Below are 18925 nucleotides of genomic sequence, written 5' to 3'. Positions count from 1 at the left end.
GACTAAGTGGTAGAGAAGGCAGTCCGAAACCTTATTTATCTGCCTTTGCCAGGCGCTGAATGCGCCGCAGCTCAAACAGGCCCTCCTTAGCGGGCACTTGCCGCAGGGTAGGAGCGCCGCCCCCAGCCGGCACCACGCATTCGAGGTAGGTGGGCTGGCTGAAATCGGGCACAAAGGCCTTGCACGACTCAGGGCCCTGGCCTGCCTGCACACAAAGCTTGAGTTCCTGCCGCCGGTCCTGCCAGGTGAGCACCGTCCACTGCCGGGCCTGGAGCGAGGCCGCGGGCCGGCCCGACGCGCTGAAAGTCACCACCTGGTCTTTGGCCGCATCGGGGCGGCGATACACGTAAACCTTGGCTGTGTCCGGGGTAGTGGCGAAGCCGTCGGCGTCGGTCTGGCCCGCGTCCTGGGCGGCCACCACGCGGCCACTGGCCAGGTGCAACTCATAGGGGGCCATCACGTTGGTGCCGTTGGCCGCACTGGCCAGCGCGGCACCTAATGCGCCACCCATCACGCCGGCCACGGCCACGTTGGACGCCGCTTTTTCATCGAACACCGGCGGGCCCGTGAAGGTGAAGTTTCGGCCATCGGCTGCGGGCAGCAGCTTATAGAAGCGGTTGCGGTAGGCAATGAGGATTTCCTTGCCGTCGCTCAGGCCCCAGAGGTTGCCGGTGTACAGGGGGCGGGTGGGGTGCTGGTCGTCGGTGCCGAGGTAGTTCACCTGAATTTCGTCGGTGCCCGCCCAGCGCTTGCCCGTGCGCGCCACGTGCGTGATGGAAAACGGGTAGTCGGCCTCACTGGGCTGGTTGGTGATGAATTCCTGATAGCTGCGGTAAAAGCCCCGGGCAGGCTCGGCCGCGGCCTGAATGGGGAAGCGCTGCGTGGCTGCCCCGCCCCGGCCGGCCAGCGCATCGGCACGGCTCAGGGTTTCGGTGGGTGCGAACGTGGCGGGTAGGGCCTCCAGCTTGCGCAGGCCCTGTTGCAGCACCAGCGCCACGTTGGCCGGGTGGAACTTCGTGACGTCGAGGCCACCGCGGCGGGCGGTTTCGCCCACGGTCAGCAGTACCTGAAAAGTGCTGTCGGGCTGCGGCACCAGGAAGTCGGCCACGAGCTCGGCTTCGGCGTGCTCGGAGTTGGCGCGCAGGTCTTCGGCCAGCGCCAGGGCAAACACGCGCATGAGCACGGGCCGGGCGCCCGCCTGCGCCGGCTGCCGCACCCGCAGAAACTGCGTCACTTCGGCGGCCAGCGGCTGGGCGAAGTCGGCCGAGGCCATTTCGTTGCCGAGGCCCCGGCGCACCGAGCCGAGGCGGCTGCGGTCGGGGCGCAGGTCGAGCACGCGCGTTACCTGCCAGGGGCCGGCCGGCACGTCGAGCTTCTCGGCTTGCAGGGTGAAGCGGTAGGGCTGCGACTGGGAGTAGCCAGCAAACGCAGAAAGCAATAGCCCGCCCAATAAGGCAGAGAAGGGCAACAAACGATTCATGAGCCAAAGCTACTGATTCCCAATGACCCGGAAAAGGGTAAAATCGGCCGCCTGCCGCCGTGGTACCTGCTGCCGGGCGGACCGGGTAGCTAACATTTTGACAACCTCATTTCAACCCGCGCCGTCATTGCCGGCCCCGGCTGTGCTGTATATTTGTTGTCCCCGGACTGTGCCGGGGTCTTTTCTTTTGGTATGAAGCACTTTGTTACTGTCCTTTTTGCCGGGTTGCTTTCCCTGCCGGCCATGGCGCAAACCACGTTTTCCATCCGCGGGCGGGTCTTGGATAAGGTGACGGGCGAAACCCTGCCCGGCGCCACCGTGCAAGTCACCGGCAACGGCCAGAACACCGGCAGCGGCGCCGATGCCGACGGCGGCTACAAAATCGCGAACCTGCCCGCCGGCACCTACACCGTGCAGGCCAGCTTCATCGGCTACAAGCCGGCCACCCAAACCGTCAAAATCACGACCCAAAGCGTGGTGGCCACCTTCGGCCTGAGCTCCGACAACGCGAGCCTGGAAGAAGTGACCGTGGTGGCGGCCCAGGCCCAAGAGCGCTCTACGCCCGTGGCCTTCTCGGCCGTGAACGAGGTGAAGCTGCGCGAGACCCTCTCCAACCGCGACCTGCCGATGATTCTCAACGAGACGCCCGGCGTGTACGCCACCCAGAGCGGTGGCGGCACCGGCGACTCGCGCATCAACGTGCGCGGCTTCGACCAGCGCAACGTGGCCGTGCTCATCAACGGCGTGCCCGTGAACGACATGGAAAACGGCAACGTGTTCTGGAGCAACTGGGACCTGGGCGACGTCACGAAGTCCTTGCAGGTGCAGCGCGGCCTGTCGGCGTCCAAGATTGCCGTGCCCTCGGTGGGCGGCACCATCAACGTGCTTACCAAGGGCTTCGACGACAAGAAGTCGGTGCTGGCCCGCGTGGAAGGCGGCTCCAACAACTACCAGAAGTATTCGCTCATGCTGAGCAGCGGCCAGCTGAAGGGTGACTGGGCCGTGACGGTATATGGGTCGCGCCGCACCTCCGACGGCTGGGTCGATAAGGCCTTTGATGACGCCTGGACGTATTTCGGCAACGTGAGCAAGCGCCTGGGCAAGCACAGCCTGTCGCTCACGGCCCTGGGCTCGCCCCAGAAGCACGGCCAACGCTCGTTTCCCGTGGCGGTGAGCACGACGTCGTACGAGAAGGCCCGCGAGCTGGGTATCTCCCAGCTTCGCTTCGATAAGTACGGCGACCGGGGCTTCAAGTACAACCCCTACTGGGGCACGCTGGACCGCTACACCATCAACAACGGCGTGAAAACCAGCAACGGGCAGGAAGTGCTGAACGAGCGCACCAACTTCTACCACAAGCCCCAGATTAACCTCAACGATTTGTGGCAGGTGAACAACAAGCTGTTCATTTCCACGGTGCTGTATGCCTCGTATGGCACCGGCGGCGGCAGCAGCGGCCTCACCAGCGGCAACTCCACCACCATCAGCCAGAACAACATCACCGGCCAGACGGACTTCCAGAAAATCTACGACGACAACTACAACAGCCCTTCCAACCCCACGCGCAAAGCCACGCAGTTCCTGATTAACAGCGTGAACAGCCACCGTTGGTACGGCTTCGTGGTGGGCGGCGACTACCTGCTGAGCGACAAGTTGACGCTGTCGGCCGGCCTGGACGGCCGCGATTACACCGGCCTGCACTACCGCGAAATCCGCGACCTGGTGGGCGCCGACTACGCCCTGGCCCCCGCCGCTGGCCGCGACCAGAACGCCGACCCCAACAAAAAGCTGTACGTGGGCGACAAGCTGGGCTACAACTACGACGGCCGCACCCGCTGGCTAGGCGGCTACTCGCAACTCGAATATAAGACGCCGCTGCTCTCGGCCGTTATCAGCGGCACGCTCTCGCAGGTGAGCTACAAGCGCATCGACTACTACCAGAAAGTGCGGTCCGACGGCAGCCCCGTGTCGACGGACTGGACCAGCTTCACGGGCTTCAGCGTGAAGGGCGGAGCCAACTACAACCTGACCGAGCACGACAACGTGTTCTTCAACGTAGGCTACAACAGCAAGGTGCCGTTTTTCAACCTGCTCTACACTAACCAGGGCCGCAAGTACGACAACGTGAAGCCCGAAGGCATTTCGAGCGCTGAAATTGGCTACGGCATCAGCTACCCCAGCCTGAAAGTGACCCTGAACGCCTACTACACGTTGTGGGCCAACAAAACCACCACTTCGGTATCGACGGCCACCGGCGAGGCCATCTACAGCAACGTGCGCAACGTGAACGCCCGGCACGCTGGCGTGGAACTGAGCGTGGCCCAGGAAATCAGCCGCCGCCTGCAGCTGAACGCGGCCATCTCGCTCGGCGACTGGCGCTGGACCGGCAAGGGCCTGCTCAACCAGACCAAGGAAGACGGCTCCTTCGTGAACCCCGACGTGGTGGACCAGCCCGTGTACCTCGACGGCGTGCACGTGGGCGACGCGGCCCAGAACCAGTTCCAGATTGGCCTGCGCTACGAGCCTTTCCGCGGCGCCTACATCCGGCCCTCGTTCCTGCTCTTCACCAAGTACTACGCCGACTTCAACCCCGAAACCATCATCGACCAGGCCACCAGCACCGACTCGTACCGCTTGCCCACCTCGCGCAACCTCGACATTCACTTCGGCTACGATTTCAAGCCCGTGCTCAAGGACCGGCTGCGCCTGGGCATCAAAGGCTCGGTGCTGAACGTGCTGAACGAGTACTACTTCACCGACGTGTCGAACCGCTCCAACTCCAACAGCAGCAGCCTCGACCTGCTGCAGGCCTTCTTCAACCGTGGCCGCACCTTCACCCTCGGCCTTTCGGCCACGCTGTAGTTCAGCGGCCCAAGCTCACAGAAAAGCCCCGCTTCCTGCTGCAGGAAGCGGGGCTTTTGTATAAACGCAGGAGTGCAGCGCTACCGGTTTCCCGCGGCGGCGGCGGCCAGCACGGCACTGCGCATTTCTTCCGGCGAGGTGTTTTTGACGAGGTAGCTGTGCGCACCTTCGGCCAGCACGGTGGTCACCAGCGACGGGTCGTCGTGCATGGAGATGATGACCACGCGCACGTTCGGGAACTGGGTGCGCAGCAGGCGGGTGGTTTGCAGGCCGTCGAGGATGGGCATTTGCATGTCCATAAGCACCACGTTGGGGCGGCTGCCCTGGTCGAGCAACTCGAGCAACTCCTGGCCGTTGCCGGCTTCGCATATTACTTCGATGCCTGCGTAGCCGCTCAGCAGCGCCCGCAGGCCCTTGCGGAACAGAATGTGGTCGTCGACGATGGCCAGGCGCACGGGCACAGCCGCGGCCGAGGAGGCGGAGGAGGAGGTCATGTGTTGAGCGTGAAAGTAGGCGCCGGCGTGCCCGTGGGCAGCAGCGTAACGGGTAAAATGGCCTCGACGCGGGTGCCCGCGCCGGGCTGGGACTGGTAGTGCAACTGGCCGCCCAAGACGGCCACTCGGCTGCGCAGGTTGATGAGGCCCATGCCCACCGGCTGTCCGTGCGGGCCGGGCGGGGGCAGTTCCTCCAGGGCGGCCAGGTCGAAGCCCTGGCCGTCGTCGGAATACGTGAGGGTGAGCAGGCCGGGGCTGGCGCCCACGCGCAGCACAATGTGCGCCGCCTGGGCGTGTAGCAGGCCGTTGGTGAGCAGCTCCTGGGCAATGCGGTACACCATGAGCTCGTGCGGCGGAATGAGGCGACCCAGGTGGCCGTCCTGCTCCAGGCGCACATCCGGGCCGTGGTCGGCGGGCACGGCCTGCACCAGCGCCCGCAATGCCTGCGTCAGGCCCAGCTGCTGCAGGGTGGCGGGCTGCAGGTTGCGCGAAATGCGCCGCACCTCGGCCACAGCCTGGTCGATGAGGGCGCTGGCTTCGGGCGAGGGCGGGCTGCCCGGCGCAAACAAGTGCAGCTTGGCCAGGGCCAGAATGGTGCCCACGCCATCGTGCAGCTCGCCGGCAATGCGCTGGCGCTCGTCTTCCTGCGCCACCAGCGCGGCGGCCAGGGCCTGCTGCTGGGCGGCCTCCTGCAGCTGCGCCACCTCTTGTTGCTGGCGCAGCTGTCCCCGTTGGTAGCGTACCACAAACCACACCAGCCCAAGCACGAGCAGGAGCAATGTAGGGGTGAGTAGAAACAACGGTAAAAGGCTATTCACATGAAGGCCCTCGACGGGCGGGTGTCACAAAGAAGTAGAAAAAAAGCCGCTTGTAGAAGGCGGGTATTCTGTAGCTCGTCAGAATTTGGCGCCCAGTGGCGCCGGTTTGGGTTTCCCCCAACATGGCTACGCTGCTGTCGACTGCTATTCGGCTTGTGAACTAATAAGTTGCCAGTTGGGAGCTGGGCTGGGCCGGCGCAAGCAACTCTCGTTTCGCTCGCAGAAAAGCAAGCGTGAGAAACCAGTTGAACGCCAGGCCGGACAGGGCCACCATGACGTACTTCCAGGTTTGGTCGTAGATGGTGACGGTTAAATAGTCTTGGCTAAAGGCCGTGACCGTGCCAGCCGAGTATACCAGCTGCCCCACGCTGAGCAGCCACAGCGGGTCGTGCCACAGGCGTAGCGTAGGTGCCCGGCTCATTTTTTGTTCCAGGTATGCCATGGCAACGGCGGCCAGCAGGGCGCACTGCATGATGCGCGCGTAGGCGACCCCCAACGCACCGTTGTACCAATACAGGCCCACGGTGCTCAGCACCATAAAAGCGCTGGCAACGCCAAGCAGCCGCCGCTGCCACGCCGCATCCAGCACCTGCCGGTAAACGGCCCAGAACAAGCCCACCTTGCAACAGTTGAACCCGGCCAGCAGCCACCAGTTGGTGGACAGATAAGCCGGGTACAGCACCGTCATCGCCACCACGAAAAAGGTCGAGATGTAGACGTAGTTGCTGAGCAGCTTCACCGTGGGCAAAAAATGCTTCCGCCGCAGCCACACCACCGCCATGGGGATGACGATGCTGGCCTGCATGGTATGCATCAGCGCCATGCTCAGTGCATTAAGCTGTTCTTTCGTCAACATTGGGCTGGGTAGAGCGGGGCAGGGGAGAATTAGCTGTTCAGAAAGTTGGCTTGGCCGGAGTGAGGCGGGCCGCAGGTGCCCTCGTCGGCAATGATGAAGCCGTCGCCGAGCTGGTCGTTTTCGTTGGCGTCGGCCCCCACGGCCAGTAGTTGCGGCACGCCGTTGTCGATGCCGTAGTAAATGCGGATGCCCATACCGCCTTGGTTCAGCAGGGTCTCGATGATTTTGCGACCCAAGAAGTAGGATTGCACCTGGCCGGGATTTGCTTCGCGGTAGTGTTTGGTGAGCTCGGTAGCTCTGGCTTCAGAAATAGGACTGCCTTCGTTGCCGTCAAATGCCATAAAAAGGGTGAAAAAACTGTAATAAAAAAAGTTTTGGTTGGATGTATGGGGTCAAATATAGGAGTAGGTTGTGGTAAACAATATTCGGATAGAAAAATCTTTACCACGCCCGTCCCGGCCCACCGGGCAAATGGTCGTGCTCGTCATCATCTTCCTCGTCGGCGTCAGCGTCCTCGTCGTCCTCAACCTCTTCTTCGTCAGTCGATTCGTCGGATTCATCCTCCTCATCCAGTGTGTCAAATACCCGGTCGAGCGACGCCTCGGCGTGCCGCAGCTTGTGTCGGCACAGCCGGATAAGCTCGGCGGAGCGCTCGACGCGGGTCGTCAGGTCGTCTACGTCAACGGCATCAGTCTCCAGTGCCCGCAAAATGGTCTCCAGTTCTTCTATGGCTTCGCGATAGGTCATGCAAGGGGTGGTTTAGGGGTAATGATAGGGGGCACTGGCTGAGCCTTTGCCGCCAGAAATTCCTGCACTGCCGCCGCGCGGGCCAGGCGTATTTCGGCCCGGTGCAGGTGGCGCTCCAGCGTCAGCTGCAGCCGGAAGCGGCGCCGCAGCACGTCTTCGCGCCGGCGCCGGTGGTGGCGAATGAAGCGGCTCAGCAAGGCCCGGCCGCGCCGGCGCAGGCCGCGCTGCTCGCGGGCCAGCCGGCGGCGCGCCGCCCGTGGCAGCTGGTGGCGGAAGCGGACCAGGCCCAGGCCCAGCAGGCGCAGCTGCTCGCGCGGGCCCAGCGTGGCCTGGCGGGCGCGTTCGCGCAGGGCGTCGCGGGCGGCATCGAGCTGGCGGTGGGCGGCGTAGCGGCTGCGCCCGCTGAGCTGGTCAAGCCGGGCGTGGCGCTGGGCCAGCTGGCGGCGGGCCAGGGCGGCTACCTGTTCGCCGTAGCCCAGCAAGGCGGCTTCGAGGCGGGCCAGGCGCTCCACCAGAAAAGCGGCCACGGCGGTGGGGGTTTTCAGGGCGCGGTGGGCGGCCAGGTCCACCACAGCTTCGTCGCGCTCGTGCCCGATGCCCGTGAGCACGGGTAGCGGAAATGCGCCCACGGCGGCGGCCAGCCCATATTCGTCGAACGCCAATAAGTCGGTACGGCTGCCGCCACCCCGGATGATGACCACGGCATCGAACTGCCCGCGGCGGGCCCGCACCCCATCCAGCGCCGCCCGAATGCTGGCCGGGGCGTCGTCGCCTTGCATCGTGGCCGGGAACAGCGTGAGGGCAAAATCGTAGGGCGCCTCGTCGAGCTGCTGCACAAAATCCTGGAAGCCGGCCGCGGTGGGGGAGGAGATGACGGCCAGGCGCTGCGGGGCCAGCGGCAGTGAAAGCCCCTTCTGGCGTTCCAGCAGCCCTTTTTCCTCCAGCTGGCGCAGAGTGCGCGCACGCTGCAGGGCCAGCTCGCCCACGGTGTAGCTCGGGTCGATGGCCAGCACGTCGAGGCTGAGGCCGTACTGCTCATGAAAGCGCACCTGTACGCGCAGCAGCAGCTTCAGGCCGGGGCGCAGGGGCTGGCCGGTGTGCCGCTCGAAAGCCGGGGCCAGCTGCTGGTAGCGCTGGCTCCAGAGGGTGGCCCGGGCCTGGGCCTTGAGGGGCGTGCCGCGGCCGTCGGTGGTTTGCTCGGTGAGGGTGAGGTAGCAATGCGCGCCGGCAAAACGCGGCGCGGTGAGCTCGGCCACTTCGGCCACCACCCAATAGGAGTCGGCCAGCTGCTGCTGCAGGGCCTGGCGCACGCGCGCCAGCAGGTCGGCCAGCCCCAGCGGGGGCGGCGGCAGCAGAGACGGAAGCTCGGGGCGGCGGTTGTAGAGCGGCATTGGCGCAAGTTACGGGCGGTGCTACGGATGCGCCAGGCCGCGTGGGCGGGGCGGCGCTTTGACCGCCGCAGGCTAGGTACTTTTTCCAGCCGCCGTGCAGCGTTTCGGAACCGGGGCCGTCTGTACCTTCACGGCATTATTTCCCATTCCAACACTCTTTTCATGATTTCAACTTCTGTTGCGCGGCGCATTGGGCTGGCCGTGCTCGGGCTCGGCAGCTTGGTGACCACCAGCGCTTCGGCTCAAACCGCCAAACCGGCTTCGGCGCAAAAAGGCGTCGGCATCAACATCGCCAACATCGACCCCTCGGTGAAGCCCTGCGAGGACTTCTTCCACTACGCGTCGGGCAACTGGCTCAAAAACAACGCCATTCCGGACGCGCAATCGAGCTGGGGCGCTTTCAACGAGCTGATTGACCGCAACCAAGCCACTCTTCGCACCATTCTGACTACCACGGCCGCCAACGCGGCCAAGGCCCCCAAGGGCTCGAATGCGCAGAAAGTGGGCGACTTCTACGGCTCGGCCATGGACTCGGCCGCCATCGACGCGGCTGGCCTGAAGTACCTCAAGCCGCACCTCGACCGCATCATGGCCATCAACAGCTTGGCCGACGAGCAGAAGCTGCTGGCCGACCCCAAAGCCCACGTGGGCAGCGTGTGGCTGAGCTCGGGCGTGGACCAGGACCTGAAAAAAAGCAGCGAGTACGCGGTGTACCTCAACCAGGGTGGCCTCGGCCTGCCCGACCGCGACTACTACCTGAAAGACGACGCGCGCTCGAAAGCCATTCGCGCCGCCTATCGCACCTACCAGGTGAACACCTTTAAGCTGCTGGGCGACGACCAGGCCACGGCCGAGAAAAATGCCGCCGCCGTCACGCGCATCGAAACGCGCCTGGCCAAAGCCAGCAAAAGCCGCGTGGACCTGCGCGACCCCTATGCCAATTACAACAAGATGACGCTGGCCCAGGCCAACGCATCTTTCCCCAATCTCGCCCTGACCGAGCAGCTGCAAGGCGAAGGCCTGGGCGCCGCCAAGGAAGTCATCGTGGGCCAGCCCGAATTCCTGAAGGAAGTGAGCGCCGCTATGCAGCAGGAGCCCATTGCCGACCAGAAGCAGTACCTGCGCTGGCACTTGGTGAGCAGCGTGACCCCGGCCCTGCCCAGGGCCTACGGCGACGAAGCCTTCAAATTCTCACAAACCCTGAGCGGCGCCAAAAAACAGCAGCCTCGCTGGAAACGCTCGCTGGCCTCGACGGACCGCGCTCTGGGCGAAGCCTTTGGCCAACTCTACGTGGACAAAGCCTTTTCGCCCGCTGCCAAGGCCAAGGCCAAGGAAATGATTGAAAATCTGCGCAAAGCCTACGCCGAGCGCATTCAGGCCACCGACTGGATGAGCGCCGCCACCAAAAAGGAGGCCCTCACCAAGCTCAACGCCTTCGTGGTGAAGATTGGCTACCCCGACAAGTGGCGCGACTACTCCACGCTAAACGTGAGCCGCGAAAGCTACCTGAACAACCTGTTTGCCGCTCAGGAATGGGCCAACAAGCGTGAGGTGAACAAGTTTGGCAAACCGATTGACCGCGCCGAGTGGGGCATGACCCCGCCCACGGTGAATGCCTATTACAATCCGGCTATGAACGAGATTGTGTTCCCGGCCGGCATCCTGCAGCCGCCCTTCTACGACCCCAAGGCCGACGACGCGGTGAACTACGGCGGCATCGGCGCCGTGATTGGCCACGAGATGACCCACGGCTTCGACGACGAAGGCCGCCAGTTCGACGCCCAGGGCAACCTGCGCGACTGGTGGACCAAAGAGGATGCCGACAAGTTCAACGCCAAGGCCGCGATGGTGGGCAAGCAATACGACGCATTCACACCGCTGGACTCGGTGCACGTGAACGGCAAGCTGACCATGGGCGAAAACCTGGCCGACCTCGGCGGGCTGACCATCGCCTACCAGGCCTTCATGAAGACGCCCCAGGCCAAGGCCGGCAAGCTGATTGACGGCTTCACGCCCGAGCAGCGCTTCTTCCTGGGCTACGCCCAAATCTGGCGCACCAACATTCGCCCGGAAGCCGTGCGCCAGCAGGTGCAAACCGACCCGCACTCGCCGGGCCAGTTCCGCACCAACGGCCCGCTGATGAACATGCCGGAGTTCTATAAAGCCTTCGGCTGCCAGGACGGCAACAAGATGATGCGCGCCGCCGCCGACCGCTCCAAAATCTGGTAAGCTGAACGCTTGATGGACACGTGAAAAGGAAGAATGAGAGAATTAGCTGCTATTGCTAAACTTTCATTCTTCCTTTTCTTTTTTTGAATTTCTCAAGCCCAAAAGGGTGTTGTAACTTGCACATTCTAACGTTTCGCTCAAATCTTTTTAATATGACCCAATTTTCTTTTTTGCGGCGCGCGGCTTTATCGGCAGCGGTGCTGGGGCTGGCGGCCGGCGCGGCCCAGGCCCAAACCAAGATTAAAACCAAGAGCAGCAGCGCGGGCAAGACCAAAACCACGGTGAACACCACGGGCCAGTCGGGCGTGGGCATCACCTTGGCCAACCTTGATAAATCGGTGTCGCCCTGCGACGACTTCTTCCAGTACGCCAACGGCACCTGGATGAAAAATAACCCCATTCCACTGTCCGAAACCCGCTGGGGTGGCTTCAACCAGTTGCGCAACCGCAACCGCGACGTGGTGCACGGCATTCTGGAAAAAGTAGCGGCCGACCGCACCGCCAAGCCCGGCTCGAACGCCCAGAAGGTGGGCGACTTCTACGCCGCCGCCATGGACAGCGTGGCCGTTGAGAAGGCCGGCCTGAAATACCTGCAGCCGCGCCTCGACAAGATTAACGCCATTCAGGACGTGGCCGGCGTGCAGCGCTACCTCGCCGACCCCAAAAACTACGGCAAGGGCTGGTACGGCCTGGCCGTGGGCCAGGACGCCAAAAACAGCAACGTGTATGCCGTGCAGATGCGCCAGGGTGGCCTCACCCTGCCCGACCGCGACTACTACCTGAAGGACGACGCCCGCTCGAAAGCCATTCGCGCCGCCTACCGCACCTACCAGGTGAACACCTTTAAGCTGCTGGGCGACGACCAGGCCACCGCCGAGCGCAATGCCGACGCCGTGACGCGTATCGAAACGCGCATGGCGAAGGCCAGCCGCGACCGGGTGGCCCTGCGCGACCGCGAAAGCAACTACAACAAGATGACCGTGGCCCAGGTGGCCGCGGCCTACCCCAACCTCGACATTCCGCTGCGCCTGAAGGAAAGCGGCCTGAGCGGGGCCAAGGAAATCATTGTGGGCCAGCCCGACTACCTGAAGGAGGCTAACACGATGATTAAGGAAGAGCCCATTGCCGACCAGAAGCAGTACCTGCGCTTCCACCTGGTGGAGGGCGTGACGTCGGCGCTGCCCAAGGCTTACGTGGACGAGAGCTTCCGCCTCACGCAGGTGCTCACGGGCGCCAAGGTGCCCCAGGCCCGCTGGAAGCGCGCCTTCGCCGCCACCGACGGCGCCCTGGGCGAGGCCTTCGGTCAGATTTATGTAGACCAGGATTTCAGCCCTGCCGCCAAGGCCCGCGCTAAGGCCATGGTAGAAAACATGCGCCAGGCCTACGCCGAGCGCATTCAGGCTACTGAGTGGATGAGCCCGGCCACCAAAGCCGAAGCCCTGAAAAAGCTGAACGCCTTCGTGGTTAAAATTGGCTACCCCGACAAGTGGAAGGATTACTCCAAGCTGAATATCAGCCGCGAAAGCGCCCTGAATAACTTGTTTGCGGTGTCCGAATTCTACACCATGGACAACCTGAGCAAGTTCGGCCAGCCCGTGGACCGCTCGGTGTGGGGCATGACGCCGCCCACGGTGAATGCCTACTACAACCCCTCGCTCAACGAGATTGTGTTCCCGGCCGGCATCCTGCAGCCGCCCTTCTACGACCCCAAAGCGGATGATGCGGTGAACTACGGCGGCATCGGCGCCGTCATTGGCCACGAAATGACCCACGGCTTCGACGACCAGGGTCGCAAGGTGGACTCGGAAGGCAACCTGCGCGACTGGTGGACTAAGGAAGACGGCGAGAAATTCACGGCCAAGGCCGACGTGGTGGGCAAGCAGTACGACGCTTTCTCGCCGCTGGACTCGGTGCACGTGAACGGCAAGCTGACGATGGGCGAAAACCTGGCCGACCTCGGCGGCCTGACCATTGCCTACGCGGCCTTCATGAAGACGCCCCAGGCCAAGGCCGGCAAGCCCATCGACGGCTTCACGCCCGAGCAGCGCTTCTTTCTGAGCTACGCCCAAATCTGGCGCGAAAACCAGCGCCCCGAGGCCCAGCGCCAGCAGGTGCAAACCGACCCGCACTCGCCGGGCCACTTCCGCACCATAGGGCCGCTGCAGAACTTCCCGGAGTTCCACAAGGCCTTCCAGTGCAAAGACGGCGACAAAATGGTGCGCTCGGCTTCGAACCGCGCCAAAATCTGGTAAGCTCTTTGCAACGCTGTACCTGAATCAAGCACGGAGAACTGTTTCCGCGCCCGATACGAGAAGGTCCGCTCCCCCTGGGGGCGGGCCTTTTTATTTGGCTGACGTCGGGGTTGCGAGTGTGTGCGGATAAATATAGCTTTGGCTGTTCTTTATATCCGTTCTTGCTATGCACCAACTCGTTTACACCAGCACGGCCGGCGTGGCCCTTACCGAGGCCGAGCTTCAGCAGCAGCTCAATAGCTGGCGCCGCAAAAACGCGGACCTGGCCGTGACGGGGGTGCTGCTGCACAGCGAAGGCCACATTTTGCAGGTCCTGGAAGGCGAGGCCGCTGTGCTGCACGACCTGTTTGCCACCATTGCGGCCGACTTCCGCCACCGCAGCGTGACCAAGCTGGCCGATGGGCCGGTGCAGGCCCGGGCGTTTTCCGACTGGTCGATGGGCTTTCGCAACGTCGAGTCGACGCGGTTTGCGCAGTTTGTGCCGTCCACGCTGTCCGAGCACACCGCCGACCTGGTGCCGCTGCTCGAAGCATTCATGGCCGAAGAGCCGTTGGCCTAGCGGACGTGCCTACTTCAGCACTTCCACCTTCATCGGAATGTCCGTGACCGGCCATTTGTCGGATTCCACGGGCTCGTTGGCAATCTTATCCACCACGTCCTGCCCTTCGATGACTTCACCAAAAACCGTGTACTTACCGTCGAGCGAGGGCACGCCGCCCACCGTGGCGTAGGCCTTCACCTGCGCGGGCGTGAGCTTGCGGCCGGCCATGGCCTGCGACTGAAACGGCGCCATCTTTTCGCCCACCACGAAGTAAAAATCGGTGTTGGAGGACAGGTGGCCGGGGTTCTGCTCGTCGTCGTAGCGGGCCATGCCCAGGGCGCCCTTGCGGTGGAAATGCTCGGCCCGGAACTCGGGCGGCAGGCGGTAGCGCTTCAGCCGGATGGTGCGGGCGTTGTACGTCTGGCCGCCTTGCACGGCAAAATCCTTCACCACGCGGTTGAACATGGTTTCGTCGAACACGCCCTTGCGCGCTAGCAGCAAAAAGTTGGCCTTGTGAATGGGCGTGTCGTCGTAGAGTTTCACCCGGATGTTGCCCAGCCGCGTCTTTATCAGCACTTCGGAGCCGGGGTATTGCTTGCCGTAGGCCAGCAGCGCCGCCGGGGCGGTGCTATCGGCGAGGGTGGCCAGGTCGGGGCCGGGCACGGCGGGTTTGGCTTGGGGCGCAGCCGTGGGCGGCGGCGTTTGGTTGCAGGCGGCCAGCAGCACCAGCCCGGCAAATAGGAAGCGGTTCATGGTCGAAAGTACGCTTCTGGCGGTTTTTTGGCTCATTTAGCGCACAAAGAAGCGGCGCCGCGCCCGCAGAACGTTCTGCGAATGCGGCGCCGCTTCTTTGTGCGCTGGGCCGGTCTTTGCCCGTGAGCAAGTGTCACAGCATTGGCTTGCTTGGGCTATTCGCCCTTCAGCTTCACTTTCTCGCTGCCGTCTTTGCCTTTGGTTTTCACTTTCACTTTGTCGGTGGCTGGCGTGGGGGCGGGGGCAGCGGCCGGCGCTGAGGCGGGTACGCCGTCGGGCGCCTCGGTGGCAGCCGGCTCCGCCATTTCTTTGGCCGATTTGATTTCGTCGGCGGTTTCTACCTTCTTCACCTTCTGCTGGGCCAGCAGCAGCTGGTCCTGAGCTAGGGTGTTTTTCTTCCAGGCTGAGAGCTCGGTGCTGAGCTTCTCTTTCTCCTCTTTGGTGGGCTTGCTGGGCGTCATCAGCGCATTCAGGTCGGGCTTGCCGGCGTCTTGCCAGGCCGTGAGCCACAGCGACGACACCAGCGTGGGCGCGCCCTTGAGGCGGTAGTCCACCATGCCGCCCACTTCCTTCTCGTAGGCGTCGGCAAAGGCGTCAGAGTAGCGGCGCGAGGTTTTGCCGTAGCGGTGCGAGAACGTGAAGCGCACGTCGGGCTTCATGGTTTTCTCAATCTTAGTGGCCCGGTCGAAGGTCTCGCCCAGAAAGCCGTAGCTCTGCTGAATCACCTCCCAAATGGCCGCCAGCGGGTCCTTCACGTACTTGGCCGGCTCGCCCACCAGCTTGTAGTCGTTGATGAACCGCTCGGGCAGCTGGCTTTCCCAGAGGCTGTGCAGGCCCTTCTGGTCGGTGAGCTGGCCGTCGTAGTTGATGGTGGTGTGCAGCGGCACGAAGGCGTCGCCCACGTAGTGGCTCAGCTCGGCCGAGTACTTGATGATGGCCGTGGTGTCGCGCTGGCGGAAGGCCTCGGTGAGGTTGTCCTTCACTTCCATCACCACCCACGGCACGGTACCATACTTCTTCAGCGTGTCGGGCTTGAATTTTTCCGCCGCTTTATCGTACTGCCGGGGCATCTTGCCGAAGGGGTTGTCTTCGGAATAATGGTCCATGTCGATGTAGTGCTTGGGCGCCTCGGTGGGGTCGTCGTTGCGGCGCTCATCGGGGGCGGTGCTCTGGCGCACCAGGTCGCCCATGTGCCGATAGTAAAAGCTTTGCAGCGACGACGGCAGCTCGTATACCGCTACCTGCGTGATGGTGCGGTGACCGAAAAAACCCCAGGCGCCGGCAGTGCCGTGGGCAAGCATGAGGGCCGCAAGCAGCAGCGGCAGGATGGTTTTTTTCATGAAAAATGGAAAGATGCGAGGAACGGACACACTGGCCCTGCCCAAAGTTCGGCAATGCCCGCCACATTTGCTGGCCTTCGGGAAATTAGCCCTTTTGCGGGGGCAGGATGGGAACCCCCGGCCTGTACGGCGGTGTATCTTTAGCGGCTCAGGTGCTGCTTTTCCGCTTTTGCTTATGATGTTTGCTCGCTGGTCGTTGGTTGTGTTGGGGGCGTTGCTGGCCGGGCGGGTGAGTGCCCAGGTGTTCGCCATTCCGCCGGGCGCCTACCGCACGGCGGCGGCCTATCACCGCCGCCAGCCCGCCCCGGCCGGCGTCGATGCCTTTTACCCCGACAAGCACGGCATGGTGGTGGTAGTGGTACCGCGCGGCTCGCGCACCGAAAAGCTGCGCGTGGCCCCCGACAGCGTGTGGGGCTACGTGTCGAGCAAGGGCCGCACGCGCCGGCTCTACCAGGGCGGCGAGTTTCAGCTCGAAGCCGCCGACACCCTGGCCATCTACACCAGCAGCATCGTGCCAGGGGGCGGCGGGGGCAGCGGCCCAGCCGTGCTCACGCCCGGCGCCAATGCGTTGGGGCCGTACTCGGCCCCGCGCTACTTTTTCAGCCGCGGCCTCACCGGGCTCATTTTTCCGCTCACGCCCCGCTACCTGCGCGAGGCCTACGGGGCCAGCAACCCGGTTTTTGTGTCATTGCTGAGCAAAATTCGCCCCGACCAAAGCCTGACCGATTTTGACCGGAAAACCGGCCTCTTTCGTCTCACCAGTCTCTACCGCCAGGCGGGCGGCCGTTAGGCTGCGTTGCTGGCCTTCCGGCCGGGGCGGGTGCTGCTGGGCTGGGCCGCTACGGCTGCCACTTGCCGGCGCTTCAGCAGGTCCGTCAGCTTCTCGTAGATGAGGGAAGCCGCCTGCTGGCGCAGCTCGTCGGCGGTGCCGGTCAGTTCGGCGCGGTATTCGTGGGCGTGCCCGTCCAGCAGTATCGTTACGAAGGTGGTGCCCACCGGCTTGTCGGGCGTGGCCGAGGCGCCGTCGCCGCACAGCCCCGTCACGGCTACGTGCACATCGGCGGCCGGCAGGTGCTTCTGCAGGCCCAGGGCCATTTCGTTGGTGGTTTGCTGGCTTTCGGCCGAGTAGGTGGCCAGGGTTTCCTTCTTCACGCCCAGCAGCCGTTGCTTGGCCTCGGTGTGGTACGTCACCACCGAGCCCAGCAGCACTTCGCTCACGCCCGTGGCCGGGGCTAGCTGCGCAGCCGCCAGGCCACAGGTGCAGCTTTCGGCCAGGGCCAAGGTGAGCTTGTGCTTGAGAAACTGCTGAACGAGGGCCTCAACGTCGGGTTTTTTCATGGCGCAAAAAGGTGGGAGCTTGGACCCCGCTTACGCCCGCCGTCGCCGCCCGGGTTGCGGCTGAGCTTACTTGTTGCTGCCGCTTAAGGGCTAAAAATATGGCAGGTTGAGCTTGGGTGGCCGTCGCGGGCGTGCCCTGGCCCGTGCTATTCCTGGCGGTACGCCACGCCGGCTTTCATCACAAATGTGGGGCGCGTCAGCACCGCGATGTCCTGCAGCGGGTCGCCCTCCACGGCCACGATGTCGGCGTATTTGCCGGCTTCCAGCGCACCCAGGTCGTCGGGCTCGCCCAGCAGCTGGGCGGCGTTCAGCGTGGCCGCCCGAATGGCTTCCAGCGGCGGCATGCCGGCCTCGGTCATGTAGCCGAACTCCTTGGCGTTCTGGCCGTGGCGAAACACGCCCGCATCGGTGCCGAAGGCCACGCGCACGCCGGCCTTGTAGGCGCGGGCAAAGGTGCCCTGCATCTTGGTGCCCACGTTCAGGGCTTTGGCGGCGATGACGGGCGGAAAGTAGCCGGGGTGCGTGCGCGTGGTGTCGGCCACCGACTTGCCGGCAATGAGCGTGGGCACGTACCAGGTCTTGGTTTTGGCCATGAGCTTGATGGCCTCGTCGTCCATCAGCGAGCCGTGGTCGATGCTGGTCACGCCGGCCCGCACGGCCCGCTTGATGCCTTCGGCGCCGTGCGCGTGGCAGGCCACGGGCAGGCCCAAATCTTTGGCCGTTTGCACCACGGCCCTTATTTCTTCCTCCGTGTACTGGGCGCCGGTGCCGTCTTTGCTCAGGTCGAGCACGCCGCCGGTGCTGGCAATTTTGATGAGGTCGGCGCCGCGCTTGAACTGCTCGCGCACGGCCTGGCGGCACTGGTCGGGGCCGTTGGCGAGGTTTATCGGGTGGCCGGCTTTCTGAATCTGGTCCTCGTTCAAGCCATCGGTTTCATCCATGTGCCCGCCGGTGGCCGAAATGGGCATTCCGGCCGAAAAGATGCGCGGGCCCGGCACCAGCCCCTGGGCCACGGCGTTGCGCAGGCTGGTGTTCACGCCCGTGCCGCCGCAGTCGCGCACGGTGGTAAAGCCGGCGCGCAGCGTGGTCAGGGCGTGTCCCTGGGCCCGAAAGGCGATGTCGGCGGGGTTGAGGGTGTAGCCCTCGCGGAAGGTGTTGCGGCTCGATTGAAATTCCAGGTGCACGTGGCAGTCGATGAAGCCGGGCAATACGGTGCGGTTTTCGAGGTTGATAATTTTATCCTGCGCGCCGCCCGCCGCCGTGTAGCCGCTTTGAATGGCTACAATTCGGTCTTTTTCGACCACAATCGTTTGCTGGCTCAGCAGCTTGCCACTCCGCACGTCCAGCAGCTTGCCGCAGTGCAGGTAGGTTTTTTGGGCGAAGGCTGGGCCGGCAGCCAGCAGAAAAGCGGCTGCGGCTAGTGTGGGAATAGAGTTGCGCGTCATACGTTTGTGGGAATGAGCCGCCAAGGTACACCCGGGCGGCCCACTTAAAATCCACCGAAATTCAACCCCAACCATGACCACGCAAGAAGAATTTGACGCCGCCAGCCAGCGCGCCCAGCAGCTGCCCAGCAAGCCCTCCAACATGGTGCTGCTTCAGCTCTACGCCCTCTACAAGCAAGCCACGGAGGGCGACATCAGCGGCGACCGCCCCGGCGGCTTCGACTTCAAAGCCATTGCCAAATACGACGCCTGGAACGGCCTGCGCGGCACCAGCAAGGAAGCCGCCCGCCAGCAGTACGTGGAACTGGTGAACGAGCTGGCCGGATAAGTAAAATGGTAAATGAGTAAGGTTAGGCAAAAAGAGCAGCCCGCCTTACTC

General features: G+C 63.8%; 17 protein-coding genes. 6 read left to right on the top strand and 11 right to left on the bottom strand.

Annotated elements, in window-relative coordinates:
* Positions 1–31: 31 nt before the first annotated feature.
* A complete protein-coding gene (locus MUN81_RS17130; RefSeq protein ID WP_245112619.1) occupies positions 32–1480 on the bottom strand; it encodes a hypothetical protein in 1449 nt (482 codons plus the stop codon).
* 192 nt (positions 1481–1672) lie between these two features.
* On the opposite strand from MUN81_RS17130, the gene MUN81_RS17125 reads away from it, so the two are divergent.
* Positions 1673–4342, top strand: a complete 2670-nt coding sequence (locus MUN81_RS17125; protein WP_245112617.1) for a TonB-dependent receptor — start codon at positions 1673–1675, stop codon at positions 4340–4342.
* 80 nt (positions 4343–4422) lie between these two features.
* Here MUN81_RS17125 and MUN81_RS17120 read toward each other — a convergent pair whose 3' ends face one another.
* The 6 genes from MUN81_RS17120 to xseA all read right to left on the bottom strand — a co-directional run bounded on the left by MUN81_RS17120 (position 4423) and on the right by xseA (position 8648).
* Positions 4423–4836, bottom strand: a complete 414-nt coding sequence (locus MUN81_RS17120; RefSeq protein WP_245112608.1) for a response regulator transcription factor — start codon at positions 4834–4836, stop codon at positions 4423–4425.
* On the bottom strand, positions 4833–5615 hold the full coding sequence (locus tag MUN81_RS17115; RefSeq protein ID WP_245112606.1) for a sensor histidine kinase: 783 nt from the start codon (positions 5613–5615) through the stop codon (positions 4833–4835). The genes MUN81_RS17120 and MUN81_RS17115 overlap by 4 nt, the downstream gene beginning before the upstream one ends.
* Positions 5616–5814: 199 nt before the next feature.
* Positions 5815–6510, bottom strand: coding sequence for a hypothetical protein (locus tag MUN81_RS17110; protein WP_245112605.1), 696 nt, complete (start codon positions 6508–6510; stop codon positions 5815–5817).
* 29 nt (positions 6511–6539) lie between these two features.
* Positions 6540–6851 (bottom strand): hypothetical protein, encoded by a 312-nt coding sequence (locus tag MUN81_RS17105; protein WP_245112603.1) that lies wholly within the window; start codon positions 6849–6851, stop codon positions 6540–6542.
* A gap of 100 nt (positions 6852–6951) precedes the next feature.
* Complete coding sequence (gene xseB, locus MUN81_RS17100) at positions 6952–7257, bottom strand: exodeoxyribonuclease VII small subunit (protein ID WP_245112601.1); 306 nt, start codon at positions 7255–7257, stop codon at positions 6952–6954.
* Entirely contained in the window at positions 7254–8648 is a 1395-nt protein-coding gene (xseA, locus tag MUN81_RS17095; RefSeq protein WP_245112600.1) for an exodeoxyribonuclease VII large subunit, read from the bottom strand. Before xseA ends, xseB begins: the two co-directional genes overlap by 4 nt.
* Before the next feature lie 162 nt (positions 8649–8810).
* On the opposite strand from xseA, the gene MUN81_RS17090 reads away from it, so the two are divergent.
* The 3 genes from MUN81_RS17090 (at position 8811) to MUN81_RS17080 (ending at position 13688) form a co-directional block, all read left to right on the top strand.
* Positions 8811–10877 carry a M13 family metallopeptidase gene (locus MUN81_RS17090; protein WP_245112598.1) on the top strand — a complete coding sequence of 689 codons (2067 nt, stop codon included), beginning with the start codon at positions 8811–8813 and terminating at the stop codon, positions 10875–10877.
* Positions 10878–11029: 152 nt separating this feature from the next.
* On the top strand, positions 11030–13129 hold the full coding sequence (locus MUN81_RS17085; RefSeq protein ID WP_245112596.1) for a M13 family metallopeptidase: 2100 nt from the start codon (positions 11030–11032) through the stop codon (positions 13127–13129).
* Between the two features lie 166 nt (positions 13130–13295).
* Entirely contained in the window at positions 13296–13688 is a 393-nt protein-coding gene (locus MUN81_RS17080) for a BLUF domain-containing protein (protein WP_245112589.1), read from the top strand.
* Positions 13689–13697: 9 nt separating this feature from the next.
* Here MUN81_RS17080 and MUN81_RS17075 read toward each other — a convergent pair whose 3' ends face one another.
* Together MUN81_RS17075 and MUN81_RS17070 are read right to left on the bottom strand one after the other, a co-directional pair.
* Positions 13698–14423, bottom strand: a complete 726-nt coding sequence (locus MUN81_RS17075) for a peptidylprolyl isomerase (protein ID WP_245112587.1) — start codon at positions 14421–14423, stop codon at positions 13698–13700.
* Positions 14424–14578: 155 nt separating this feature from the next.
* Positions 14579–15763, bottom strand: a complete 1185-nt coding sequence (locus MUN81_RS17070; RefSeq protein ID WP_245112585.1) for a zinc dependent phospholipase C family protein — start codon at positions 15761–15763, stop codon at positions 14579–14581.
* A gap of 175 nt (positions 15764–15938) precedes the next feature.
* On the opposite strand from MUN81_RS17070, the gene MUN81_RS17065 reads away from it, so the two are divergent.
* Positions 15939–16553 carry a hypothetical protein gene (locus MUN81_RS17065; protein ID WP_245112583.1) on the top strand — a complete coding sequence of 205 codons (615 nt, stop codon included), beginning with the start codon at positions 15939–15941 and terminating at the stop codon, positions 16551–16553.
* On the opposite strand, the gene MUN81_RS17060 is transcribed toward MUN81_RS17065, so the two are convergent.
* Both MUN81_RS17060 and MUN81_RS17055 read right to left on the bottom strand, forming a co-directional pair.
* Positions 16550–17101: a CinA family protein gene (locus tag MUN81_RS17060; protein ID WP_245112581.1), complete on the bottom strand. Its 552-nt coding sequence runs from the start codon at positions 17099–17101 to the stop codon at positions 16550–16552. The two genes, MUN81_RS17065 and MUN81_RS17060, sit on opposite strands and share 4 nt — an antisense overlap.
* 146 nt (positions 17102–17247) lie before the next feature.
* Entirely contained in the window at positions 17248–18546 is a 1299-nt protein-coding gene (locus MUN81_RS17055; protein ID WP_245112580.1) for an amidohydrolase family protein, read from the bottom strand.
* Between the two features lie 73 nt (positions 18547–18619).
* Between MUN81_RS17055 and MUN81_RS17050 the strand changes: the two genes are divergently transcribed.
* Positions 18620–18874 (top strand): acyl-CoA-binding protein, encoded by a 255-nt coding sequence (locus MUN81_RS17050; protein WP_245112578.1) that lies wholly within the window; start codon positions 18620–18622, stop codon positions 18872–18874.
* The last annotated feature ends 51 nt before the right edge of the window (positions 18875–18925 follow it).

Source organism: Hymenobacter sp. 5317J-9 (genome assembly GCF_022921075.1).
Taxonomy (GTDB): Bacteria; Bacteroidota; Bacteroidia; order Cytophagales; family Hymenobacteraceae; genus Hymenobacter.
This window is presented reverse-complemented; position numbering and strand designations above follow the sequence as displayed.